This window comes from Rubripirellula tenax (assembly GCF_007860125.1).
In the GTDB taxonomy this organism is placed as follows: Bacteria; Planctomycetota; Planctomycetia; order Pirellulales; family Pirellulaceae; genus Rubripirellula; species Rubripirellula tenax.
In genome coordinates, this window is the sequence record NZ_SJPW01000003.1 from 429,495 (window position 1) to 454,818 (window position 25,324).

Genomic DNA, 25,324 nt, shown 5'->3' on the forward strand with positions numbered 1-25,324 from the left:
GATTTTAGAAATCGAAAGGCGTGCTTTGGAGTCTGATTAGAAAGGCCGCTCTACATGACGCGGGCCGTTTTGAAGCGGACGATGCTTGACGGTCAGTTGATACGATCGGTCAACGGAAGTCGCTCGAGATCGATCAAGTCGATGGGACGACCTGCGGCTTCTTTCATTCGTCGCAACCACGCAAGTGAAGCGAAACGCCGACCTCCGACCGTGATGCACTGTTCCACCAAATCCGCAGCGGATTCATGGGGTAGGCCGGGGATGTGGTCGAAAATGTCTAGAAATCCTCGATCTGTACCGAGCATCATCAACGCTGAACTGCGGATGTAGTCGAAATTCACCGGGTAAGTTTTCTCGATCCCAGTCGCCGGATCGATCTCGTCGCCGATCCAGTATGCTCCGATCGATGTCAACGCGCCGAACAGCGCACGCTCGCTTTGCTCATTGCGGACAAAGACGACATCGACATCTTCCGTCGACCGAACGTAGCCGTGAATATTCACCGCGTGCCCACCGATAATGGCCGCCGACACACCGCTGGCCGCAAGCACGTCGAACAGACTCAACAAGCTGTCCGTCATGATTCAATTTCCGTTATCTGTTTTCGGGGCGATGTCGGCGGGCTCTGAAATTTCGTTCCAAGTAGGCTCGATATCCGTCTTGCGACGCTTTCAGCATTTCCATCGACTGACGGTTCAGTTCCTCGGCACGCTCGATCCGTTGCTCGGGGGTCAGCAAAAGCATGAGCTTGCGGCGGTAATTTTCGTTTGCGATGGAGCTGTTCGGTTCGTGGGTCATGATAGGACAAGTTTACTCAACGCAGCGTCGGATCAGAAACCAGTTTGGGCCAATATCCGCGAAGAATTCGCGAGCGTCGTTCGGATCGCATCTCGAAATTGCTTCCAATCGAGCTTACCAGCCTGTTGAAAAAGGGGGCTGACCCTTTGGAGACGTTGCTGAAACATTGTGAATTCGAAACGTCGGAGATGGCCAGACCCTTTTTTCAACAGGCTGTTACGCCATCGAGCGCCATACCTGGTCGGCGGCGGCAACGTCTTGCTCGGACGCATTGCCTCGGCCGTAGACGATTCGGTTGTAGGCGTCGACGACTCGGGTTGCCGGCGCGGTCATGGATCCGGTGGCAGCGGCCACGCGTGAGAGGAACTCGCTGGGTGTTTCGTCGCGTGCACGACTGATGCCGTTTTCGCGGCACCATGCTTCCCAGGCCGAGAACGTGATCACGATAACGCGTCGCGGATCGGTCTCTTTGCCGATCGGATTGACGAACGACGAGAACGATCGCGGTGGCACGCGAGTCTCGGCGGACAGAAATTCGTCAAAGGTGGATTTGTCCGCGATGGGACCGCGGGCGAACAGGTTGCTCCACCAAAGTGCGAGTGCATGACGGTTGAGATAGACGAAAGTGGCGACGATGGCCGCCAGCGCGACGAAGATGATGAACTTCAACATATCCGAAATGCCAGGCATGGCATCCGCGATCGACTGAGCCGGATTGGATGATGGTGGGCTGGCCGATGGCTTCGGTTGGCCGGCAGCTTGGTTGGGATTCTGTTTGGGCGGAGGACTATCGTTCTTGGGCGGTGATTGCTTGGGATCGGATTCGCTTTTTTCGTCAGGTTGCTTTTCGTTCGACTCGTCCAGTGGTGGTTGCTCGGCGCCGTCGGCTTTGTCCGTTTGGGGTGGGTCCGATTTTTGAGCGTCGGACTCATCGGCTTCCGATTTTTCGCCATCGGATTTTTGCCCTTCCGATTTCTCTCCGGCCGACTTTTGACCTTCTTGCTTTTGTTGATCCGATTTTTGACCGTCTTGTTTTTGATCTGATGGAGGCGGTTGCTTTGACTCGCCCGAGTCGTTGTCGCCGGATTCGCCTTTCTTGTTGCCTTTTTGCTTCCCCGCAGGTCCGTCGTCTCGCTTGCCATCGCCCACGTCGCCTGCCGGTGCGTTCTGGCCAGGCGTGATGTCTTCGACTTCTTTGTCGGAAGGGTTTTGGTCTTCGGAGGTCGACGACGCGCCGTCGGATGTCTTGTCAGCGCCGTCTTCGCCCCAACCCTGCTTGCTGGCCACGGTGTCACCCGGCGAATCCAAGAACGCGGGCAGTTCGAACGACGCCAACCATTGACCGGGTACGGGTGCCATGAAGGCGATGAATAGGATTAACGCGATCAGCGCCGCGCCGCCGGACAACCAGGCGACCGAAACGTCGGACGGCATATCGACTTTTCGTTGCCGAAGATAACGCCTTAGACCTAGGAAGCTGGTCGTCACCAAAAGTGACAAGCTGGCGAATAGATAGAACGCCAAAAGTTTCTGAGCTCGCGACCAAGTCTCGGGGTCTTGATGCAAAAAGAATTGGCCGATACCGAATAAAGGTAGGGCACCGAGCGCCAGGTATAACACCGTGCGTCCGGGTTGATGCGCCGGCTTGCCCTTTGTGGCGGTCGCGTCGATGGCCACGCCGCCCGGCCCCTCTTGCACAGGCGACTTGATCTGCTTCTTTACGAACAATCGCCCGGAGTCGACCAAACCCTGTCCGCTGGCATCGACTTCATCATCGATCAAGGTACAGTCACGCGTGATGCGATCAGCCAAGTAGGCAATGACAACCAAGATGATTGCGGAAAAAATCGGTGAATCGACGAATTTCAACATCGACACGAACGTGACCATGCCAAGAATGCCGGCGTACCCGAGCGAGTACATGCGATCTTTTTCGATCGCAACTCGGGCGATGCCAACGGCGCCCATGGTGAACATCAACAGCGTCCACGAGACGCGACCGGGTTGGCCGCCGCGATACATCACCAGCATCAAGAAATTGGCCAGACTGCTGATCATCAAGAAGATCAGTATTGGCGCTACGGCAATGGCGGCGTAGTCCGCGGTTGTCTTGGATCGAGGCGGACGAGCGAGTGCGCGCTCGATGACGGCCGATGGTCGGAGGGGCGTTTCGATCGTCGCCTACTTCTTTTCTTCGGGGTGCAGCTTTCGCCACCGCTGCATCGCCGGCCCGATGGTGTTCATGGGCACCCACTTTCCTTTTGTCTTGGTGCTTTGCAATAGCGTATCGGGCGCGATCTTTCCCTGGTCGATTCTCATCAACAGGTCATTCTCGGTAATCGGCCCCAAACGACGCCCCTTTCGAAGCCAACCGCTAGCCATGTAATACCAACTCGCACTCATCGCCTTTTCTCCCAGAAATCCGACGAACCGGGCTGCATGATGCTGTCCAGAAAACTCCGGTCGTCATTTGACTCATACCTCACTTTAGCGTGATTGGGCCAGCCGATGGAAGAGATTTCTGTATCGGAATGTCAATTTGGGACGCTTTGTGGTCACTTGGCGGTCATGGAACCAGCGGCCGGGGCCTACCAGCGGCCGCTGTGGCGGTCAGCATCCCCGATGCGACGGGCTTCGGCGCTGATCCCGTAGACCAGGCTGGGCTGGTTCAGCTCCAAGAAAACCGTGTATTTTTGGTGAACGGCGTCGGAATAGACGACAGGTGCGTGGGTCAATCGTACGAAATGGACGGGCATTCCGTTCCAGCGTTTTGTGTACACGCCGGCCTCGAGTGCTGGTTCGGCCTTCAATCCGTAATGGCTAATCATGGTTTGGACCAAACGACCGGGATCGCCGGTGAAGCCGTGGAAAGTTGCCCGCTGCAGCTTCCCTTGCTGGTCAAAGTAATAGGTCAACGTCCCGGCAAGATCGTCGGCCCGCGTGCCGGTGACGATGGGAACCCGTAACCCCTCAAGTCGCAAATCGGCAAGCACCGTGCTGACCCGCGAGAATCGGCTGAGCACCCAGTCGGGCGAGATGTCGAAGCGGATGACTTCGCGTAAGTCGCTGACCCGAGTTCCCGCCAGCGTCGGTGTGGCGGCCGGATCGGTGGGGATCGCACCCAATTTCCGGGCGAGTTCTTCATCCAATCGATATCGACGGGCATCGGTCCCGCGCAGGGCTTCGACTTCGTGGTGCGCGTGCGCGGCGCCGGTCGCGGTGATCGACGGCAGGTCGCCGCGATACGATGCGGTGTTCGTTTCACCGAGCACCGTCATGGCGCTGCGCCCCCACTCGGTTTCCGAAGCGACGTAAGGACCGCCGGCGGCGGCGACCAACAGCGCGGCGGTTTGAACGCGTGAAAACATGGTACATCGAATGGATGGAAGGAAGCGGCGTGTGATCGCGAAAGGGGAAGCGACCATCGGTGTTATCGACAGATACCGAATCGTGCATTGAAAAAGTGAATCGCGATCCCCCGGCCCGAACGATCGCGTCTTCGCCTACAATCCGCGCAGTCGGAACGGGCGTTGTTCCGACATCCGTCGCTCCAAGACGTTCGTCGACGAAAGAACGCGACACCAGCGAAAACGATTGCCAGTGACACAAGGTTTGCCAGTGACAGAAGGTTTGGTGGAACGACTGCATGACTTGCACGACACGATGGTCAGCTTGGCCGACGGACCATCGCCCGATGCCAAGACGATCAAGCGGCTTCGTGACGAACTGGGCGAAGACATTGCATCGCTCGTATTGACGTCTGCGGCGCTGCTTTCCAAAACCCAAGCGAAACTCGGGACGGGTGTTTGGTGGGCGACCGAGAAATCGTTACAGCAAGCGACTCCTTGGCAAGTCGCGAAATTAAAGGCGACGTGGTTTGGCGATCGCCCGATGATGGATTTGTGTTCGGGCATCGGCGGCGACGCGATCGAGCTTGCCCGACGAGGCGACGTCATTGCCATCGATCAAGATGAAGTGACAGCGGCCATGGCTGGGGCGAACTTATCGCGAATGAACTCTCCATCGCTTGCAACCGCGCGATGCGACGACGTGACGACAGTTGACATTCCGGCAGGTCATGGTGTTCACATCGATCCGGATCGACGACCGTCGGGCCATCGCACCAGTGATCCAGACCAGTACTCGCCGTCGTGGTCCGATGTCACCGCCATCCTTGGCAAAACGGATTCGTCCATCGTCAAGCTAGCGCCCGCGGCAACGGTGGATACATCCACGTGCCCACCCGCCCATCGGTCGTGGATCTCGCTGGCCGGCACCGTTCGGGAACAGACGATGATATGCGGCGACGCTATCCGAATGGCCGATCTTCCCGTCATGGGTCGTTCGGCCTTTCGCGTTCGAAACGACGCGTCATGGTCATCGTTTGTTTCGCTGACCGCACAAGACGAGCGATCCAAAAAGGCGACGCGAATCAGTGAGTACCTTGTTGACCCCGATGCTGCGATTCGTGCGGCCGGGTTAACGATCGAGTTCGCGAATCGATTCGCGATGGCGACGCTCGGAAAACCGTCTGGCTTTTTGACGGCTGACGAAACAGCCGCGCGAGCGATCGCCGAATCCGATCTGGCGGTGGTGGGACGCGTGATTTGGTCCGGAGCAGCCGATGATCGAAAGCTACGCCGAGAACTGAGGTCGCGAAACGTCTATCCCGAAACGATCAAAGTCCGCGGGTCCGACCACGACCCCACGGTACTGGCCAAACGCTATCGTCCGACCGGCGAAACACCGGTGACTCTATGGATCGGACGCAATTCGGAACGGGTCTTCGCCGCACTGACCCAACCGCTAGAGACCGTCGATTCGATCGCTACAAGAATTCTCTAGAAATTGCTGTTAGGTTTCGGGTGTAGCGGCTATCAACGATAGTATGCCGATGCATGATTCCGCCAACGAACCGTCCAGCACCGAAGAACTCGCGGTCCGAATCACGGAGATTCAGCCGCGTTTGTACGGATTCATCCTAAAACGGCTGGCCGATCGCGAGCAAACGCTGGAAGTGCTGCAGAGAACTAATTTGGTCCTTTGCCGTAAGGCGGACCAATTCCAGCAGGGTTCCAGCTTCACCGCTTGGGCGTTCACGATCGCCAAATTCCAAGTGATGGCATGGCGAAAATCCGCGCACGCCGGCAAGCTAATTTTCTCTGACGACGTGGCTCAGTTGATCGATCGCAGCGCGGCCGAAGAATCAGCGTCGGTCGATGACCGCGTCCCGGTTTTGAGGGGTTGTTTGGAACGACTACGCGACCAGGACCGCGAACTGATCCAGCTTCGCTATCGCGATGGCCAACCGATCGGACCGATCGCCGCCGCACGATCGACGACGGCGGATGCGGTCGCGATGCGGTTGACGCGAATTCGCAAACAGTTAGCCGATTGCGTTCGAAACGGACTCCAACAGGACGTGCAAGTTGATGTCTGATCCAAAATTGGAAATCGACGAACTGGTCGCTGCCGTGATTGACGGCCGACTGTCCAGCGATCAAACCGGTCGACTGGAATCGTTGTTGGCCCAATCGCCCCAGGCGGTTACCCGGTACATCGAATTGCTGGACAACCACGAAGCTCTGTGCGCGATCTATCCCGGCGACGTCTTCACAAGCAACATTCCGGTCGAAATTGCGCCGATGCAGACCGAGCCGAGCATGGCGACCGTTCGTCGATTGCTCAGTTTGCCACTGCTCGGGTTGGCGGCTAGCGTTTTGCTTGCGGTCGGATTCGCTGGTTATTTTTTCGGATCCGACGCGTCGCCATCGCAGCAGGCTCAGTCCGATCCATCGAGTGAAGAAGAACAGATCATTGCCGGACATGCGATGCTTCGTCGATCGGTTGACGTTCGATGGTCCGATGACGCGGTCGCTTATCGCGACGGCGACATGCTGCCCGGCGGAACGTTGAAGTTCGATCAAGGTGTTGCCGAGCTAGATTTTTTTTGCGGGGCCACCGTCACCGTCGAAGGCCCGGCATCACTTGAAATCGAATCCGATTGGTCCGTGAAGGTCGTCCAAGGGCGTCTGCGAGCAAACGTGCCGCCGGCCGCTCGCGGATTCGTTGTCAAAGCAGCCGACAGCGAGATCGTGGACCTGGGTACCGAATTCGCGGTCGAAGTCGAATCGGCAACGGCCCAGGTCGAAGTCATTGATGGCGAAGTGGCGCTGCGCGGCGGCCAACACGACGGAACCCATTTGACCACCGGCCAACGACAATCCCTTGGCTCTGCGAGTTCGCAAAGCATGATCGCCAACATCAGCGGCCCGGCCGAACTTCAGCGACGAAGAACCGACGCGGAATCGCAACATTTCGACCAGTGGAAAACCGCTTCGCGGGCACTGCGAGAAGACACTCGCTTGATCGCCTACTTTCCAATTGCGGATTCACTTCAAGACCGAAGCGTTCCCAACATGGCAGGCACCGCGGACTTTCGCGATGGAACACTTGTCGGCCCGGTCGTTTCAACAGAAGGCCGCTTTGGCACCGATTCGGAAGGCTTGGACTTCGAGCGAATCGGAGCTCGTGTCCGCACTCGAATCGATGGCGAGTTCGCTGCATTCACGTTCGCGACTTGGGTTCGGATCGACAGTTTGGAACATCGATACAATTCGCTGTTCATGAGCGACGGTTACGAAAACGGCGAACCCCACTGGCAAATTCGCGACGACGGCCGGCTAATGTTTTCGGTGATGGTCGATGACTCGGCCGAAGTCCTTGTGAAGAACGCGTTTGATAAGGCAACGGTGCGAGATCGGGGGCTTCACCGCATCTATATCACCGATCCAGTCTGGGATATTTCTAAAAGCGGACGCTGGTTTCACTTGGCATCGGTTTACGATCCGGCGAACCGCCGAGTGACACAGTACTGCAACGGAGAACAAGTCAGCGACGAAGCAATCGCGGACAAGTTCTTCGTGGATCGATTGCGAATCGGTCCGGCGGAAATCGGTAACTGGGGTCAACCGTTTCGCGATTCGCCGTGGTTTGCCGTTCGCAATTTGAACGGAACCATTGATGAATTGGCGGTCTTTGATGCCGCGCTGAATGCGAACGAAGTCCTCAAACTATTTGAACAAGGGAAGCCACTCGGGTACTGATTGGACTCCGCTGGCGATTCAGAATGATGAAACGACGTGACTCATTGACTCTCAAAAACGAAACAGGATTTGTGCAAGCATGAACAAGATATCTCTGGCAAGCTTTCATCCCATCCTGTGGTCTGTGGTCCTTTGCGGGCTAACGTCGGTTTCGCCCAAAGCGCCGGCCGCCGATCTTCTGCCGCTGTCGGATGCCCCCGAGGTAAAAGCGGGCCAATGGAAAATCGTTGCCGATCAATCGGACGAGTTTGACGACGCTCAACTGGATCCCAAACGCTGGAACACCGACACGGAAGACTTTGGACCTTGGAGTTGGAAACCAGAAAACGTCATCCAAAAATCGGGGTCGTTGCATTTGCGAATGATGCAAGAAGATCACAAACGGGGCAATCAGTCCCTGTTCTACACTTCGGGCATGGCTCGCAACGAACGCACAATCACATACGGCTATTTCGAGGCACGCATCAAAGGTTGTTCGCGATACCCAGGCGCATGTCCATCTTTCTGGCTTTACAGCATCGGTCCACAAAACCGTTATCAAGCCAGCGACGGCGAAACGGTTGCCTATTCAGAAATCGACGTCGTCGAGCTTCAACAGAGCGAGTTCGACTTCGAGACGAAAACTCATTTTCTTGTCAACCGTATCGACTGTAACCTTCACACGACGCTGATTCAGAACGGCAAGCGGGTGTGGGCGCGTCCCAACAACCGACCCGAAATCTGCAGCAACCACTACGATTCGCCCTGGGATCCTCGCGAGGACTACCACGTGTATGGTGTCCAAAACTCGAAGGAATGGATCGTCTGGTACATCGACGGCCAAGAAGTCGGACGCAAGAAAAACTTGTATTGGCACTTGCCGATGCACGTGACGCTTTCGTTGGGACTTCGTTACCCGTTTGTGAAGTACGAAGGTGGAGAACGAAGCACCGTCGCGGAAAAAACGACCACCGATGGGTTCCCGACCGTGATGTCGGTCGACTACGTCCGCATCTGGCAACGTCCCGAAGACTTTGCTGCCCAAGCGGTTGCCTCGAAGTCGTCGACGGATTGGACGAAAGAAGCATACGTGGCAAAGGAACAAGCGAAATGGAAGGCCAACGGATGGAACTGGGATCAAGCGAAGGTCGAATCAAACTTTGACGAGATCGATACCAACGGTGACCAAATCGCGTCAGGTACCGAACGCCAGGACTGGTTCGCCGAAAAAGCGGCCAAGTGAGAATTGTGACGAATCGAATCATGAAAGTTAACATTATGAAACCGAGCCTTTCGCTGCTTTTGATCCTTGCGTTGGCCACCAGTACCCAAGCCGCCGATCGACCCAACATTCTGTTCATTGCCGTTGACGACTTGCGGCCAGAACTGGGGTGCTATGGATCGCCGATCGCGATCACGCCCAACCTTGATGCGTTGGCCGGCGGCGGGCTGCTGTTCAATCGGGCGTATTGCCAACAAGCCATTTGCAGGCCGTCTCGCGCGAGTCTAATGACAGGTGCGCGACCTGAGACGACGGGACTGTTTCACAACTATGTTTCGCTTCGGGAACTGCAACCCGACATCGTCACGCTGCCACAGCATTTGATCGCCAACGGATACGAAGCGACCTACTGTGGCAAGATCTTTCACCAAGGTGACACGGACGAGGGCGTTTCGTGGAACCGCGATCCGGTGAAGTGGATCAAAGGGATCAAAAAATCCGCCGGAGCGTTCGCGTTACCCGAAAATCAAAAAATTCAATCGGATGACCGTACCGCGATGATCGCTAAGTATGGCGACGCGGCGAAGTACGGATTGGCAAGCGGCCCCGCGTACGAGGGCGCTGACGTTCCCGACCATGGCTACGAAGACGGATACAACACGTTGCGGGCGATCGAAACCATGAAGCAGATGGTTGCCAGCGATGACAAGCCGTTCTTTCTTGCCCTTGGATTCAAGAAGCCTCACCTCAACTGGGTTTCACCGAAGAAATACTGGGACCTTTACGACCCTGCAAAGATTCCGATGGCAACGGAAGTCGAACCGCCCGACGGCGGCGCAGCGATGGGACTACACGCTTCTTTTGAACTGCGAACGCGAGCAGGAATTCCAAAGTCGGGACCGCTGGGGCCCGAACTGTCGCGAACGCTGAAGCATGCCTACCTGGCTTGCGTCAGCTATGTCGATGCACAGATCGGGATGATGATCGCGGCGTTGGAAGAAGCTGGCGTTCGTGACAACACGATCATCGTCGTCTGGGGCGACCATGGTTGGCACCTCGGCGACATGGGCGTGTGGGGGAAAGCAACCAACTACGAGATTGCGACGCGTGTGCCGCTGATGATTTGGGCTCCCGATATGAAGTCGCGTGGCGCAAAGACCGATGCGTTGGTTGAATTGGTGGACATCTATCCGACCCTTTGCGATTTGGCGGGTGTGTCCAAACCGGACCACTTGGAAGGGCACAGCTTTGCTGCGCTGATGAACGACGCGAACCAGCCCTGGAAGAAAGCCGCGTTCAGCCAGTATCCGAACCCAGCGCTTCGCGAATGGGCGGCCAATCCGCTTTCACCTGCGATGCGAGAAACATGGTTCGGCCCTTTGATCACCGAAGTGGAAGACCGTATCAAAACACAGCAGGGCAATCGATGGGACCGCGAGCTGTTTGAACAGCACCTGATGGGCTACACGATGCGAACGGATCGCTATCGACTGGTCTTGTGGAAGGATCACCGTGACTTATCAATCGCGCCGGTTTTTGTCGAACTGTTCGACCATCAAACGGATCCGAATGAAACGAAGAACATCGCTGACGCGAATCCAGAACTCGTACAATCGTTGACACAACAATGGCAAGCCGGTTGGGAGGCCTCACTATGAACCGAATACTCTCGCTCAAACTGTTGCTTGTCGCGATGGCGTGCGGAATCGTATCGTCAGGCAGCGCAGAAGACATCGACTTCGAAAACGACATCTTTCCGATCCTCGACAACAACTGTCTTCATTGTCACGGCGAAGACGAGTCCGAATCGGGCCTACGTTTAGATCGTCGCGTGTTCATGCTTCGCGGCGGTGATTCCGGATTGGCATCGGTCATTCCCGGCCACCCCGAGAACAGCTACTTGATCGAAGCGGTCAATCACGCCGAAGCGGACATCGCGATGCCGCCGGACGAAGACAAACTGCCAGCCGAAGAGATCGAGTTGCTGACCCGATGGATCCAAGAAGGCGCCGTGTGGCCTGGACAAATGGACGACGTCGTCACCGAGGATACCGAGCACTGGTCTTTCTTGCCGGTGGTCCGCCCGGAAGTTCCTGAAGTTGTCGGCGGTGACGAAGATCATGCCATCGATGCGTTCCTTCGCAAGCGACTTGCGCAAGAAGGCCTCGACTTTTCCGCTCCCGCCGATCCAAGATCATTGATTCGACGCACGTCGATCATCTTGACAGGACTTGCGCCGACTCCGGAACGGACCGAAGCGTTTGTAACCGCCTGCCAAGCCGATGGAGACGCTGCTTACGAGCAGCTTGTCGACGAATTGCTTGCCTCACAGCACTTCGGCGAACGCTGGGCCCAACACTGGTTGGACGTGATCCGTTGGGCCGAAACGAACGGTTCGGAAGCCAACTTGTATCGCAAGAACGCTTGGATCTATCGCGACTATGTCGTTCGCGCATTCAACGAAGACAAACCGTATGACCAATTCGTCCGCGAGCAGATTGCGGGTGACTCGATGGGCGTCGGTGAGGCAACCGGCTTCCTGGTCGCTGGTCCGCACGTCCCGGCCGCGACGGTTGGTCGCGAACCGTCAGCCATTCGGCAGGCGCGTGCGGATCGGTTGGACGAAGTCATGCAAACCGTCGGCGCGTCCGTGATGGGCGTGACGGTCGGATGCGCCCGTTGTCACAACCACAAGTTCGATCCGATCTCGATCAAAGATTACTACTCGTTGACGGCCGTGTTCCAAGACATCGAATTCGGCAGTCGGTTTCCCGAGTTTGCTGACGAACATCCGCGCCGCCAACGCGGAAAAGAGGTTCGACAAGAAATTTCGAAGTACCGCAAACAACTCAGCGCGATCGGTGGCTGGGAAGAGGATTGGGGCGCCTATCGCGAGATCCACTTCAAGCCGATCACCACCCGCGCGATTCGCGTGCGGTTCAAGACTCCCAACGTCGGCCTGGATGAACTTGAAGTCTTCGGTTCGGAAAGTTCGCGTAAGAACCTGGCCCTGCCAAAAAATGGTGCCACGCTGACCGGGTTCCCCGAAGATGGATTTGAAGGACGCTATCCGATCGATCGGTTGAACGATCGCGAATTTGGCACGATGAACTGGCGGGTTGAGCTGCCCAAGGACACGGACGAACTACCGTGGGTCAAGATCGCATTTGATTCGCCCCAAGAAGTCGCCCGCATGCGATTGAGCAGCAATCGCGAGTACTTCTATGACACAGATTACTTGGACAAGAAGCCGCACTTGCCTCGCTATCAGTATGACATGGACATCATGGACGAAGCGGGCAATTGGAAACCATGGACGGGCACCTGGGTGACCACGACAAAACTTGCCAAAGACCATCCCGAGCGAAAAGCGATCCTGGACGAAGTTCAAAAATGGATCAACACGTTGGCCGAAGACGGTCCACAGCCCAGCTTTGTCGGTCGATTCGTCGAACCGGATGTGACGCACGTGTTGCTGCGAGGAAGTCCGGAGACACCGCGTGACGAAGTGCCACCAGCCGGTCCGGCGATCTTCAGCGGCGATCTCGGTCTGGATTCGTCGGCTTCGGGTGCACAGCGCCGCGCAGAGTTTGCAAAGTGGGTAACCAGCACAGACAACCCGCTGACGTCTCGCGTCATGGTCAACCGGATTTGGCATCACATTTTCGGAACGGGCATCGTTCCCACGACCAGTGACTTTGGTCTCGCCGGCGCCCCTCCGACTCATCCACAGTTGTTGGATTGGTTGGCTTCGGAGTTCGTCGACGCGAAGGACGCGAATCCATGGTCAATGAAGTCGATGATCCGATTGATGGTGATGTCGGACGCGTTTCGTCAATCGAGTGCGCCCAACACCGAGGCGGTTCGCATCGACGCCAGTTCAATGTTGCTGTGGAGATTCCCGCCGCGACGCGTGGAAGCGGAAGTGATTCGTGACAGCGTTCTGTTGGCGACGGGTGCATTGGATCCGGCGATCGGTGGGCGTAGTTACCGCATTCACAACGAGAAACAAACGTATGCCCAGTGGGAAGTTTTGGACAACCACGGCCCCAAGACGTGGCGACGGATGCTGTACCAGGAACGGATGCGGCGCGTGGATGACCGCATCTTCACAGCGTTCGACTTTCCGGATTGTGGTCAAGTTCGCGCGAAGCGGCCGGTTTCGACGACACCGCTTCAGGCGCTCAATTTGATGAACAGTGACTTTGTCGTTGAACAGTCCGTGCTGCTGGCGAAGCGGGCTCGCAACGAGGCGGGCGATTCGCTGCCTAAGCAGGTTGCAAGATGTTTCGAGTTGCTACTCGATCGCCAACCCGGCGACGATGAAATTGAAACGGCGATTGAGTTTTCCGAATCACAGAGTCTCGAACTGCTTTGCCGAACTTTGATCAACACCAATGAGTTCGCGTTTTTGCCTTAGCGGGCATTAACTATCCAATCGCGAAACGTAGACACACTTTAGCAGGAACACGATGATGAACCCTGAACGACTTTCGACCATCGGACGATCACTCTTAGATCGTCGCGGTTTCCTGGGTCAGTCCGGCATGGCAATGGGCGCGATCGGGTTGTCACAGTTGCTGGCCCAAGACAACTTGTTGGGATCGGACAGCGCTGGTGGACCGATTCGCCCCAACATTGATGACAAGAAACCTTACGCACCGCGTAAACCGCACTTCGAGATGCCGGCGAAGCAGGTCTTGGTGATCTATTGCCCAGGTGCGGTCAGCCACGTGGATACGTTCGACTACAAACCGGACCTCTACAAGCTGGACGGGCAAAAGCCACCGGGCATGCCCGAAGTTACATTCGAAGGCCCCACCGGCAACATCGCGAAACCGTTTTGGGATTTCAAGCCGCGCGGCGAAACGGGCAAGATGGTTTCAGACCTGTTGCCGCACTTGGCCGAAATCGTCGACGACTTCTCGTTTATCCATTCGCTGTCGACTCAAACCAGTGCTCACCCCCAGGGCGAGAACTTCATGAACACGGGCTTCACGATGGAAGGGTTCCCGTCGTTTGGTGCGTGGGTGACGTACGCGTTGGGATGCGAGACCGAAGAATTGCCGGCGTTCGTGGCCATCAACGATCCTCGTGGATTGGCACGTAGCGGTAAGAACAATTTCGGCAGCGGATTTCTTCCCGCGGCCTTCCAGGGCACCGACTTCACCGCCGCCAATCCACCCGCCAACCTGGGACGGCCCGACGCCTACGGCCCGGCCGCCGACAGGGCAAGCGTGTCGTTGCTGCAACGACTCAACGCCAAACACCTGCAACACTTTCCCGGCGACGCTGACTTGGCCGCGAGAATTGCCAGTTACGAACTTGCCGGTCGGATGCAAGTATCCGTGCCCGACGTGATGGACATCGCCAACGAACCGGCGCACGTTCACGAAGCGTATGGAACCGGTACGGGAACAGAACTCAAGAAAGCCTACGCAAACAATTGCATCCTGGCCCGACGACTGTTGGAAAAGGGTGTGCGTGTCGTACAGTTGTTCAACGGCAGCGACCCGGCCGGCGGAAACGGCATTACCAATTGGGACTCGCATAGCGACATCAAGAAGACGCACGCGATGCAGGCCGAGATCATGGATCAACCGACCGCTGCACTGATCGCCGACTTAAAACAACGCGGCATGCTGGAGCACACGCTGGTGGTGTGGTGCACCGAGTTTGGTCGCATGCCATTCTTGCAAGCCAACGGAACCGGCCGCGACCACAACCCCGATGCATTCACTTGCTTTATGACGGGTGCGGGAGTCAAGAAAGGATTCAGCTACGGCGAAAGCGACGAGTTCGGTTTCAAGGCCGCCGTCAACGAAACCAGCGTTTACGATTTCAACGCGACGCTACTGCACTTAATGGGGCTCGATCACGAACGGCTGACGTATTACCACAACGGCCTTGAACGCAGACTCACCAACGTTCATGGTCACGTTGTCAAAGACATCTTAAGTTGATCTAGGCTGCGAGCGTTTCGCCTAAAGGTCCTCGTCCTGCGGCAGCACCTCGGCGGCGCGGTCCAACTTACGAACTTCCGACAGGGCCGGATGCCTCGCCAAGATCATCGGCATCATGGGCGGCATCGGATCGAGCCAACGTGCCAGCGTGATGTCATCGATGATCGACTCTCGACGTGACTGCCAAATCGCTCGATTGCATTGTTCGCCCAACGGTCCATAGGGTGACGACGCTAAATGTTTCTCTCGTTCGGCAAAGTAATCCTCGCGGGTCCACGACGCTTGCTTCGGAAAGTCTCGTTGCAATGCGGCGGCAGCATCATACAACGATTGAGTCTCGTAAATATCAACCAGCAATCCCGACACCATCGGATTGTCGCCGTACCGATCGATCAGCGTCTTGGCATCCGCGATCGCTCGCGACGCGTCGCCGGCAAACCAAGCGGCGCGAGCCCGATCGACCTTCACAATCAATGACATCGGGTTCAACAACGATGCTTCGCGAAGTGCTACCGCCGCCGCATCGAAACGCCCCATCGTCAACAACAGCAAACCATATTGATGTTGAACCTGCCAGTGATTCGAATCCACCATCGTCAATTCATGCAGCACTCGTTCGGCTTGGTCGTATCGAGTCAGCGTTTGCCAATCAAGCATCGCCATCGCCAATCGGGCATCGACCGAACCGGGGTCGCGACGGATCGCGTCTTCCGCAGCCGTGCGTGCCGCAATGACAAGACCCGCCGTGTCATCGATCGACGACTGGCCCGCCAAGGTGATCGACGTCAATGCGATTCCGGCAAGTGGATCGGCAAAACGAGGATCCGCTTCGTGTGCCTTTTTAAAGCACTTAAGCGCCATCGCCAGTCCCGAAACGCTATCGGGATCCGACCGAGTTTCACCATCGATCAAACATCGAAACGACTCGATCGTTGGTGGCGCGGTTTCCGCCGCGGTTGCCGTCAACGTCTGTCCGACAACGGTGGCAACCTCAGTCGCCAAACGACTCTGTTCCAAAAAGTTCTCGCCGGCCTGCAAGTGAATTTTCCGGCCCCAAATTTGGTTCCCCGTCGCCGACGAGATCAACGCCAAATCCAGTTCGACGAACGGGTCTTCGCCGATGGTGACGGTCTCGATCGTTCCGCTAAGCAACGCGTCGACGTCCCATTGCTTGCCCAATTGCCGCAACTGGTCGGGCGTATCTGCGTCCATCGGTCGAAACCGAGGGACGCGGACCTTGGCCATCCGCGACAATTCGTGAACCAATAATGCCGACAATTGTTCGCCCTGGTGCATCGGCTTGTCCCCGATGGGTTGGAGTGGGTCGGACGACTTCGTGTCCGTGGCAATCCATTCCGGATGAGACTTGTCGATAAACGTCAGCACGGCCAACGAGCGGATTTGGTCCAAACGAACGACATTCTTGCTGGACATCCAATCCGACATCGTTGCAAACGCCAAAAGCGTCATCACAACGCCCGCCAATGCCACAGCGACGATCGATCCGAAACCAAGCGGTCGGCGTGGACTTGGTTGGACACCACGACGCGATGCGAGCGCAACATCTGAATCGGTCACTGATCGTAAACGATGCGCAATCGATTCAGCCGACGCGGGCCGGTCGGCGATCGCCTTCTGCAAACACTCATCGATCAAGTCGGCCAAATCGGGGTCGTCCCGTCGACGAATAGGATCGATATCAGCCGCCGCATTCAATGAAGCAGTGATGCGGGCGGCTTTCGTATCACCATCGAACGCAGGCCGACGATAGAACGCTTCGTACAGGACACAACCGAGCGAAAAGATGTCTGCCGCCGGCGTCACGCCTTCGCCACGAGCCTGTTCGGGCGCCATGTAGCCGGGCGTGCCCATGACGGTGCCCTCGTGCGTTTGGTGAGCGTCGTTGGCCACCGCTGACGGCGGCACGCGTGACAAGCCGAAGTCAAACAGCTTGACGATTGTCGATTTTGAATCGTTTTTTCCATCAGGCAGTCCGCCGGGTGTCGTACCGATTCCCGAATCCGACGGCGATGACACACGTCGCCGGACCAACATCACGTTGTCCGGTTTCAGGTCGCGGTGAACGACTCCCGCGGCGTGGGCCGTTTCCAGCGCATCAGCAATCTGTGAACCGAGTCGACGGACTTCTTCGATCGAAAGAGGCGATCGCTCGAATCTGGCATCCAACGACTCACCATCCAGGTGCTCCATCACCGCGTAGGGAAGTCCGTTAAAAGATCCGACATCAAATAATTCGACGATGTTGGGATGACTGAGTCCCGCGACGGCGCGTGCCTCGCGTTGGAACCGTTCGCTCAGGTCGTCGCGTGTGGCGATGCGAGCATCCAGCATCTTGATCGCAACGGTTCTTTCCAAACGTTGATCGGTCGCCTTGTAGACCACGCCCATTCCGCCACGACCGAGAATGCCTTCGATCATGTATGGTCCGATCACAGTACCAGTACCAGTACCAGGCAATGCGGATTCCGATGACGTCATTGGTGGTGGGGACGCGATCGAGAATGGCTGCGACGTAACGTTCGAAGGGCGCTGTGAAGTCAATTCATCTCGCACGATTTCCAGTTCGCGCCGCAAAATAGCTGCGCTGGATCCACCGTGCCGATCGACGATCGAATCGATCGACGGCGACGCGCCGCTTCGCAGATCCGATTCATATTGCAAACAAACCGCGTCGATGCGTGCCAATTCGTTGGCCGGTAGATCATCCAAATTCATCCGTCTTGTCCGTCCTGGCCCTGGTCTTGATCTTCGTCTTGAACCTGTTCGGACCACGTCCGACGAATCAATTGCAAACGACGTTCAACGGCTCGCTTGCTGAGATCCAGTTTCACCGCGATCTCGTCGACCAAGTAACCGTCCATTCGCATGATGGCGATTTGTTTAAGTTGCTCGTCGGGTAGTTGATCCAACAATCCGTCGCATGCCTCGGCCAGTTCGGCGTGGATATCAGCCGATTCGGATCCGCCGGTAACGCCGCCGATGCCGCCCGATTTTAGATCGCCGCTGGAATCCATGAAAACGGATTCACCACGCACACGTCCGCCGCCACGTTTCTGACGCGTTTGCTTTCGCAAATGCGCTTGCGACTTTCGGCTTGTCAACGTGATCAACAATCCCCACAAGTTCTCGGGACCGCTCAAATCCGGGAACTGATCGCGGCGAACGCCTGCGATAAAGCTGTGAAAGGCGGAGATTGCGATATCCTCTTCGTCACCGCTACGCCGTAAATTGGCGGGCAATCGCTTGGCGGCGACGCGGACGAGTTGTTGAAAATAGCTTTCCCACAAGCGTGTTGTCGCATCTTCGTCGCCTTGCCGTACAAGTTCGAGAAGCTCGGCGATACTTTCGGGTGATTTTTCCATGCTCACAATGATAGTGGTTCCGCTGCCGGTCAGTCGTCAGGTCGCGATAACGCTGGCTTCGAAGGCGTCGCCAGCCGAAGTGACTCCCGCGGCGGTCGCGCCGGGCTCAAAATGGCTTCGCCGAGCAAATCCGATCGCCACGGCGTCCGCTTCTGGTGAATCAACCTTCGCGATGCTGGTCAGACGTCCGACCGTTTTTCCGTCGGATTCCAACTTGGCATCGACTTCGGGTATCGCACCGCGAATGGTCCAAAGAACCAATTTCTTTTGAACTTGGCCGAGCGCATCCAATCGAGCGACGGTTTCCTGCCCCAAATAGCACCCCTTGGTGAACGAGATCGTTTGGTCGTCCCGATCGGCTTCTTGGGGTAAGTTTGCGTCGGTCATATCGGCGCCGTACCACGGAAAGCCGACGGTGATTCGCATGCGATGAAAACCATCGTCGCCGCCGACGGCCAACGACTGTTCCACCATCCACTGGTCGAATCGTGTGATTTGATCCGACGGTACCAACACGACGACGGTTGATTCACCGAGCCACCGGGTGACAAACGCTTCCACCGCGACATCACCCATCGAAAGTGACCACGAATGAATGGAACCCTTGTCGGACGATTCAGGCCACGATATCCCCAACGCATCACTGCCGCCGGGTGGAACGACAAAAACAAAATGATCTTCGTCGCGGATCAACGGCACTGCGTCTTCACGAATCGTGTAGCGATCCAGGTGCTCGACGAAACGCTGCGACTGGCCCGATGGACCGATCAGTCGAAAGCGATCGGATTGGCGATACAGGAACGCATGCCAAAGTGTCTTGCCGCGAACATCCGTGATGAATGTCTCGCGTCCTTCGCCAACTTCGAGCGATTTAACTTGATTGGTCGTCACGTTGTGAACGATCGCTGCGGCATCGGCGCCACCGACGTCAATGATCGACAGCGAACTTAAACGATAGATTTGCGGTGCATTCATGGGCGAAGGATAGCAGCTTGGGGTGCTGCTGGAAAAGGACATCGGCAAGACAACCCTGGACTTGGCCGTACCAGAGTTCCCGCGTTCGTCCGCTATAATTCGGCAACCATCGTCCGACCCACCCGAGAAATTTTGCTGTGAATCAGAACCGATCGTTGTTTGCCGACGCCGAAGAAGACAACTTGAAGAACGTTCAACCACTGGCGGCTCGGATGCGGCCGAAACGGCTGGACGAATACGTGGGACAGCAACACATTTTGGGCGAAGGCAAACTGCTAAGACGGATGATCGATGCTGGCCGTCTGGGCAGCGTCATTTTTTCGGGGCCACCGGGCACTGGCAAAACCACGCTGGCTCACTTGTTGGCGATCGAAACGGGAAGCCATTTGAGAACATTGAGCGCCGTTTCGAGCGGCGTGAAGGACGTTCGCGAAGTGCTTGCGTGGGCCGGCGATTTGATCGCGTCGGGCGGGCCGCGACCGCTGCTGTTCATTGACGAGATCCATCGCTTCAGCAAGAGCCAACAGGATGCATTGCTACCCGATGTCGAAGCGGGCGTGGTGTCATTGATCGGTGCGACGACCAGCAACCCGTATTTCGCCGTCAACGGCGCGCTGCTGAGCCGTAGCCAACTGTTCCAACTGGAAGCCCTATCGGCGGAGGATGTCCAGGGACTGCTTCGACGTGCGATTTCGGATCCCGATCGAGGACTGGGCGACTGCAACACCGACGTCGACGAAGACGCGATCGTTTACCTTGCCCAAGCGTGCGAAGGCGATGCGCGGCGGGCTTTGTCGGCGCTAGAGATCGCGGTGCGAAGTTCGGCGGATCAAACGGTGACTCGCGATGTGGTGGCCGAGTCGCTTGGCAGCCGATTGGGCGGTTACGATGCGGGCGGCGACGATCACTACGACTTGATCAGCGCGATGATCAAAAGCATTCGCGGCAGCGACGCCGACGCGGGCATCTACTGGTTGGCGCGGATGCTCGAAGGCGGCGAAGACATTCGATTCTTGTGTCGACGGTTGGTGATTCTGGCCAGCGAGGACATCGGCAATGCGGATCCGCAAGCGTTACAGGTCGCGGTATCAGCGATGCAAGCGTGCGAATTTATCGGATTGCCCGAAGCACAACTGACGCTAAGCCAAACAGTCGCCTACTTGGCGCTGGCGCCGAAAAGCAATGCCGCCACGATGGCGATCGGGAATGCCCGTCGCGACGTGCGAGAGAACAAGATCGTGCCGGTGCCAAAACATTTACGCGATGCACATTACGGCGGCGCGGCGGACCTGGGACACGGCGAAGGCTATCAGTATTCGCACGATGCCAAAGGCGGCGTTGCGGCACAGGACTACTTGGGCGTCGACCGAACTTACTATGAACCGGTCGATCGCGGTTTCGAAGCCGAATTGAAGATTCGAATGGAAACGATTCGCGCCGTGCTACGCGGTCAAGATCTATCCTAAGGCTTGGGGACGTAACGGAATTGGCCGCCATGTTGTTTGGCGATCCGTTTCATGCCGCTCTCGCCGACTTTGCTGTGGTAGGCAATCGTGTGAATGATGCTGATCGGCTTGCTGTCGCCGAACAGATTCGTGACGACGTTTTCTTCCGCCAACATGTCTTCGAATTTCTGGGTGAACTCGCCATCGGAAAGCAGAAAGATCACATCGGGCCGCATTTCGAGCGCGAACTTTACCGGTTCATAGGGCGCCCAACCGAGGTCGCGAGTCACGCGGCGGACCCATCGCTTGAGCGCCTGTTTGTTTTCGTCGGTTGCAAAGACACTGCGTGGTTCGTCGACGTTGGGGTCACTCAACCGCATGTAGTCGGGCTTTTTGTCGTAGACGATGACATAGAAACGCTGGTCCGGTGTTAACAAATCGATCGAACCCAAAAGTGCCTCGATCGCCGAATCGAACGCTTCGTGCATGCTGCCGGAACTATCGACCAGATAGACAAAGTGATTGCCGCCGCCTTCGACGCCACAAAATTCCATCTTCTTGTTCGACACCGACTTCATCGACATCGCCGACGCCGCGCTGGATGCCGAACTCGACAATGATGCCATGGACGTGGGCGCCGTCGGTGCGGCATCGGGCGAAAACTGAGTCACGGCAAGTTCGCCGATGGGACTGATTTCGAACTCCGTATCGCTTGCCATCGGATCGGCGACTTCCGTCTCGGGCACCGCTTCGCTGGTTTCGATTTCGAAGTTTTCGATCGCCGTTTCGCTTGCCGATGTCGCGGAAGCTGACAACGCGACTTGATCTTTGGGCGTATGCGTTTTCAATCCGATACCGGCTAAGACCAACAATGCGACGACGTGCATCACGGCGCTGAAGACGATCGCACTTGGTCGACGACGTTTGGATGCATGCTCGGCTTCGTCATCATCCTCGTCGATCTGGACATCCTCTAGATCAACCGACGCCAGCGGCGCAGAAGTCTCCTCGCCAATGAACCGCTTCTTGGGTTCTGGATCCGCCTCAACGCCGGGCCTTTCGGTGCACACATCTTCATCAACTTCAGGCAACGGTGCTTCGGTTGACTCGCCCGAATCCAGATCCAGAAAGCGAGGTCGGGGAACTGCGTGCCCGGCGGAATCGAATCGCGTGAACGGTGTAGGTGAGATCGGTGTAGGTGAGATCGGTGTAAGTGAGATCGGGGCAGGGGAGGGCGACCGAAAAGCGACAGACTTGAATCGCTGTTGGGCAGCATGAACTTCGTCCCAAGTGCTGAATCGCTTCGGCGCCGACATCGGCTGCGACTGGGCCGTGTCCACGCGATGGATCACGTGCTTCGGTCCCTCGAATCTCGGTTCCGTCGACTTATTCGTTGGTTGCGTGCCGCGCATCTTTCGCATCATCAGCTCGATTTCGGCCGCCTGTGCGTCCAGGCGTGCTGCCGACGCTTCGCAGCGAATCTTCACCAACTGTAATTCCAACAGTCGGCGCAGATTCTCGTCGGCATCCTCCGGCGGGCCTGCTGTCGGATGATCAGAATCTTTCGACATGCGATTGTTTTCGGGTTGATGGGAAACGAAGGTCGCTCCACTATACGAAAACGGTCGGACGATCGCACGCGAATACTCTGGAATCGACGGCGAGATCATTCTGCGGGATGCGACTTCAGCCAAATCCAACATGCCGCCGCCAAACCGGCTTCGACCACCATGAAGACGATCCTTGCCGCGACCGCCACCAAAAGAGAATGGACGGGCCCGATCGCAACCCCCAAAACCGACGTCAGCACCAATTCGCGTACGCCCGCCCCACCGGGCAACAGCGATGCAAAGCCGACCACCATCGCTAGTGAGATCGCAGCGGTTGCGATCGGATACAGCGACGTGATCTGCGGCAATGGATCAGCCGACGGAATCGCCGTGATCAGCACCGTGAACGACGCGCCGATCAACAGCCAAGACAACAACGACCAAGCCCAACCGGACGCGAACAGGCTCCAACCGATGTTGCGATCCGACGATTGTGGTGAGACACGAGTGACGCGTATCGCGACCCGTCGCAGGATCGGCGGCAGCGTCGGTAATCCGGCCAACACCGCCGTCACGATGGCAGTGATCGAAATCCAACGTGGCAGTTCCAGATTCACCGTCGCGACGGCGGCGACGACGGCGCCGACAGCCATCATCAAGAATGTTTCCAAAAAAACGCCGATCGTCGCAGTCAAAGGCTGGACGCCATCGCGGGCCAACACTCCGCCACGAAGCACGATCACCATGGCTTTGCCAGGAACATATTTTCCGACGTGGCCAAGCGTTTGGGCAACGATCGCCGTCGACCACTTCGGCCGACCGCCCAACGACGTGACCGCGCGGTGCAACAGCATCGCCGACGGCAGCAATCCCAACGCGTAGATCACCGCCGACGCGGCAACTCGCCCCCAGCGAATATTCGCGAAACTGGGAAGTGAAGTCTTCAGCGTCGCCACACGGTCCGACATCGATCGGCCCGCCGCGTCATCTGGTTGTTCCGAGATCGCCTTCTCGAGCGACGCGATTTCTGCTTCGATCTTCGTCGTTTGCAAACGCCAGTTCTGCACCGACGATCGTCCCGCCAACACCAAACCGACGACGACAATACCAGCGATAACAACTTGCGCGGCGCGTTTCCAAACCGGCGCACCCGCATGTGGCGTGGATGATCGATCCTCACTTTCGTCCGTTGCGTTTGATTCATTCAGCACAAAGGTTGTCTTTCACGGCGGCTGGGTCTCGACGGCACTTCAGTGCCAAAGGCTGTTCAAAGGCGACACGATCGTCCACAATTTCCGGGCGTTTCATTCGTCTGTTCCTTCGGCAAAGCTTGCCCCTATGGCCAATCGCTCAAAAAAAACAACCAAAGCTTCCGTGGAAGCCGCCGAAACAGCAGACACCCATCCGCCCGAAAATCGGACGGCGTTACCATCGTTGTCGCGCATCTTGTCGGTGGTGATGTTGATCTTGGGGATCATAGCGGTCGGTGCGTTGTTCTACAAAGTGATGGCCGGGTTCTTCGTCCCGTTGTTTTTGGCGGCGTTGCTGGTTGTGATCTTTCGTCCCGTTCACGAATGGATCTTCCTTCGTACCGGTGGAAAAAAACGGGTGTCGGCGCTTGCGACGACGGGCCTGGTGTTGGCGGTGGTACTGATGCCGTTGATCCTGATCATCTCGGTAGCGACCAGCCAATTCACTGCCATGGTCAGCCACGTCAACTTCGAGGCCCTGACCCAGGCACTTGATCGTGGCCGCGAACAACTGGGCATTTCACTTGCGCATGCCGAACAGTTCCGTCGACTGGACCAGTTAAGCGATTCGCTTGATGAAACCGAAGACGCCACGATCGTCGTTGCGAATGTCAATGAAGCCTACGCGTTGGTCGATTTCCTTCAGCGAGAAGTCGAAGGCCCCGAGACGGCGGCTGCGTTTGCCGACATCGCGATGGATCAATTGCGAGAGTTCGGATCGCCCGCGACGGAAGAACCCGCCGTCGATGAAGAGAATCCGATCGGTAAGCTTGATGCTGAAGAACGGTTTCATCGACAAAGCTTGGCGGCCTCGGCATCGATTCGAAATTGGATGCGAGCCAAACTGGGCGGCACGTTCACCAGCCAGCTTCGGCTGCTGGCCAACCCCAGCGCCGAAGACTTCAAAAATTTGTTGTCGCGAGTTCGCGAGACACTGCAACCGCGATTTGTCAGCTTGACCAGCGCGACGGGCACCTACTTGATCCAGATCCTGGTCGGCTTAGCAGTGCTGGTGATCGCCGTTTATTTTTTCTTGATCGATGGTGCGGCAATGATTCGAACGCTGATGCGATTGAGCCCGCTTGATGACAACTACGAAGCCCGGTTGTTGATGGAGTTTGACCGAACCAGCCGTGCGGTCGTGTTGGCGAGCGTACTTAGCGCTCTGGTTCAGGGTGTTCTATCGGCAATCGCGTTTTGGTTCTGTGGCTTCGAGTCGATCATCTTGTTGTTTCTGATCACATCGATGATGGCGCTGGTGCCATTCTTGGGCGCCGCATCCGTATGGCTTCCGTGTGCCGTCTACTTGGGCACCGTCGACCAACGATGGACGGCGGCGGTGGTGCTGGCGATCTACGGCACGACGATCGTTTCATCGATCGACAACGTCATCAAGATGTACGTGTTGCAAGGACGATCGACGCTGCATCCGTTGTTTGCGTTGTTGAGTGTGCTGGGAGGCGTCAAAGTGTTTGGCCCGATCGGAATTCTGGTGGGCCCGATGGTCGTGGTGTTCTTGCAGACGCTGCTGGAAATCCTGAACCATGAACTGGCCGGACGCGATGCGACGGCCGCCCTGGAAGGGACACCCCCCATGGCCGAAGCGGATTGACGTGATTGACGGCGTTTCGCGACGACCGAGAAAACATTCAC

At 57.0% G+C, this 25,324-nt stretch carries 19 protein-coding genes; 9 read left to right on the forward strand and 10 right to left on the reverse strand.

All coding sequences use genetic code 11. The annotated features are described in order from the left end of the window. Positions 1–92: 92 nt before the first annotated feature. The 5 genes from Poly51_RS12455 to Poly51_RS12470 form a co-directional block, all read right to left on the reverse strand. Positions 93–581: a hypothetical protein gene (locus Poly51_RS12455; protein ID WP_146457922.1), complete on the reverse strand. Its 489-nt coding sequence runs from the start codon at positions 579–581 to the stop codon at positions 93–95. Between the two features lie 13 nt (positions 582–594). Beyond that, positions 595–744, reverse strand: coding sequence for a hypothetical protein (locus Poly51_RS30400; RefSeq protein WP_186775506.1), 150 nt, complete (start codon positions 742–744; stop codon positions 595–597). 270 nt (positions 745–1,014) lie between these two features. Beyond that, positions 1,015–2,856: a DUF4129 domain-containing protein gene (locus Poly51_RS12460; RefSeq protein ID WP_146457924.1), complete on the reverse strand. Its 1,842-nt coding sequence runs from the start codon at positions 2,854–2,856 to the stop codon at positions 1,015–1,017. A 123-nt stretch (positions 2,857–2,979) separates the two neighbouring features. Further along, a complete protein-coding gene (locus Poly51_RS12465; protein ID WP_186775507.1) occupies positions 2,980–3,201 on the reverse strand; it encodes a DUF4339 domain-containing protein in 222 nt (73 codons plus the stop codon). A gap of 185 nt (positions 3,202–3,386) precedes the next feature. Beyond that, positions 3,387–4,166 (reverse strand): DUF6690 family protein, encoded by a 780-nt coding sequence (locus Poly51_RS12470; protein ID WP_146457926.1) that lies wholly within the window; start codon positions 4,164–4,166, stop codon positions 3,387–3,389. 226 nt (positions 4,167–4,392) lie between these two features. Here Poly51_RS12470 and Poly51_RS12475 point away from each other — a divergent pair, with 226 nt between their 5' ends. The 7 genes from Poly51_RS12475 (at position 4,393) to Poly51_RS12505 (ending at position 15,068) form a co-directional block, all read left to right on the forward strand. Then, positions 4,393–5,643, forward strand: coding sequence for a class I SAM-dependent methyltransferase (locus Poly51_RS12475; RefSeq protein WP_146457928.1), 1,251 nt, complete (start codon positions 4,393–4,395; stop codon positions 5,641–5,643). 49 nt (positions 5,644–5,692) lie between these two features. Beyond that, positions 5,693–6,238 (forward strand): sigma-70 family RNA polymerase sigma factor, encoded by a 546-nt coding sequence (locus Poly51_RS12480; protein WP_186775508.1) that lies wholly within the window; start codon positions 5,693–5,695, stop codon positions 6,236–6,238. Further along, positions 6,231–7,904 carry a LamG-like jellyroll fold domain-containing protein gene (locus Poly51_RS12485; RefSeq protein WP_146457932.1) on the forward strand — a complete coding sequence of 558 codons (1,674 nt, stop codon included), beginning with the start codon at positions 6,231–6,233 and terminating at the stop codon, positions 7,902–7,904. The genes Poly51_RS12480 and Poly51_RS12485 overlap by 8 nt, the downstream gene beginning before the upstream one ends. Positions 7,905–7,983: 79 nt before the next feature. Next, a complete protein-coding gene (locus Poly51_RS12490; RefSeq protein WP_146457934.1) occupies positions 7,984–9,126 on the forward strand; it encodes a kappa-carrageenase in 1,143 nt (380 codons plus the stop codon). 20 nt (positions 9,127–9,146) lie between these two features. Beyond that, positions 9,147–10,763 carry a sulfatase gene (locus Poly51_RS12495; RefSeq protein ID WP_246114452.1) on the forward strand — a complete coding sequence of 539 codons (1,617 nt, stop codon included), beginning with the start codon at positions 9,147–9,149 and terminating at the stop codon, positions 10,761–10,763. Then, positions 10,760–13,525 (forward strand): PSD1 and planctomycete cytochrome C domain-containing protein, encoded by a 2,766-nt coding sequence (locus Poly51_RS12500; protein ID WP_246114453.1) that lies wholly within the window; start codon positions 10,760–10,762, stop codon positions 13,523–13,525. Before Poly51_RS12495 ends, Poly51_RS12500 begins: the two co-directional genes overlap by 4 nt. A 52-nt stretch (positions 13,526–13,577) precedes the next feature. Next, the gene (locus Poly51_RS12505) at positions 13,578–15,068 is read left to right on the forward strand and encodes a DUF1501 domain-containing protein (RefSeq protein ID WP_186775509.1); all 1,491 of its coding nucleotides are present in this window, start codon (positions 13,578–13,580) and stop codon (positions 15,066–15,068) included. Between the two features lie 21 nt (positions 15,069–15,089). Here Poly51_RS12505 and Poly51_RS12510 read toward each other — a convergent pair whose 3' ends face one another. Genes Poly51_RS12510 through ygfZ form a run of 3 tightly spaced genes read right to left on the reverse strand, consistent with a single transcriptional unit; the run spans position 15,090 to position 19,426 of the window. Beyond that, complete coding sequence (locus Poly51_RS12510; RefSeq protein WP_146457940.1) at positions 15,090–17,804, reverse strand: serine/threonine-protein kinase; 2,715 nt, start codon at positions 17,802–17,804, stop codon at positions 15,090–15,092. Continuing rightward, positions 17,801–18,451 (reverse strand): ECF-type sigma factor, encoded by a 651-nt coding sequence (locus tag Poly51_RS12515; protein WP_146457942.1) that lies wholly within the window; start codon positions 18,449–18,451, stop codon positions 17,801–17,803. Before Poly51_RS12515 ends, Poly51_RS12510 begins: the two co-directional genes overlap by 4 nt. A 36-nt stretch (positions 18,452–18,487) precedes the next feature. After that, complete coding sequence (gene ygfZ / locus Poly51_RS12520) at positions 18,488–19,426, reverse strand: CAF17-like 4Fe-4S cluster assembly/insertion protein YgfZ (RefSeq protein WP_246114454.1); 939 nt, start codon at positions 19,424–19,426, stop codon at positions 18,488–18,490. Positions 19,427–19,563: 137 nt separating this feature from the next. On the opposite strand from ygfZ, the gene Poly51_RS12525 reads away from it, so the two are divergent. After that, positions 19,564–20,892, forward strand: coding sequence for a replication-associated recombination protein A (locus tag Poly51_RS12525; RefSeq protein WP_246114455.1), 1,329 nt, complete (start codon positions 19,564–19,566; stop codon positions 20,890–20,892). On the opposite strand, the gene Poly51_RS12530 is transcribed toward Poly51_RS12525, so the two are convergent. Together Poly51_RS12530 and Poly51_RS12535 are read right to left on the reverse strand one after the other, a co-directional pair. After that, on the reverse strand, positions 20,889–22,442 hold the full coding sequence (locus Poly51_RS12530) for a vWA domain-containing protein (RefSeq protein WP_146457946.1): 1,554 nt from the start codon (positions 22,440–22,442) through the stop codon (positions 20,889–20,891). The two genes, Poly51_RS12525 and Poly51_RS12530, sit on opposite strands and share 4 nt — an antisense overlap. A gap of 95 nt (positions 22,443–22,537) precedes the next feature. Continuing rightward, the gene (locus Poly51_RS12535; RefSeq protein ID WP_146457948.1) at positions 22,538–23,632 is read right to left on the reverse strand and encodes a lysylphosphatidylglycerol synthase transmembrane domain-containing protein; all 1,095 of its coding nucleotides are present in this window, start codon (positions 23,630–23,632) and stop codon (positions 22,538–22,540) included. 127 nt (positions 23,633–23,759) lie between these two features. Between Poly51_RS12535 and Poly51_RS12540 the strand changes: the two genes are divergently transcribed. Next, entirely contained in the window at positions 23,760–25,283 is a 1,524-nt protein-coding gene (locus Poly51_RS12540; RefSeq protein ID WP_146457950.1) for an AI-2E family transporter, read from the forward strand. Positions 25,284–25,324 lie beyond the last annotated feature (41 nt).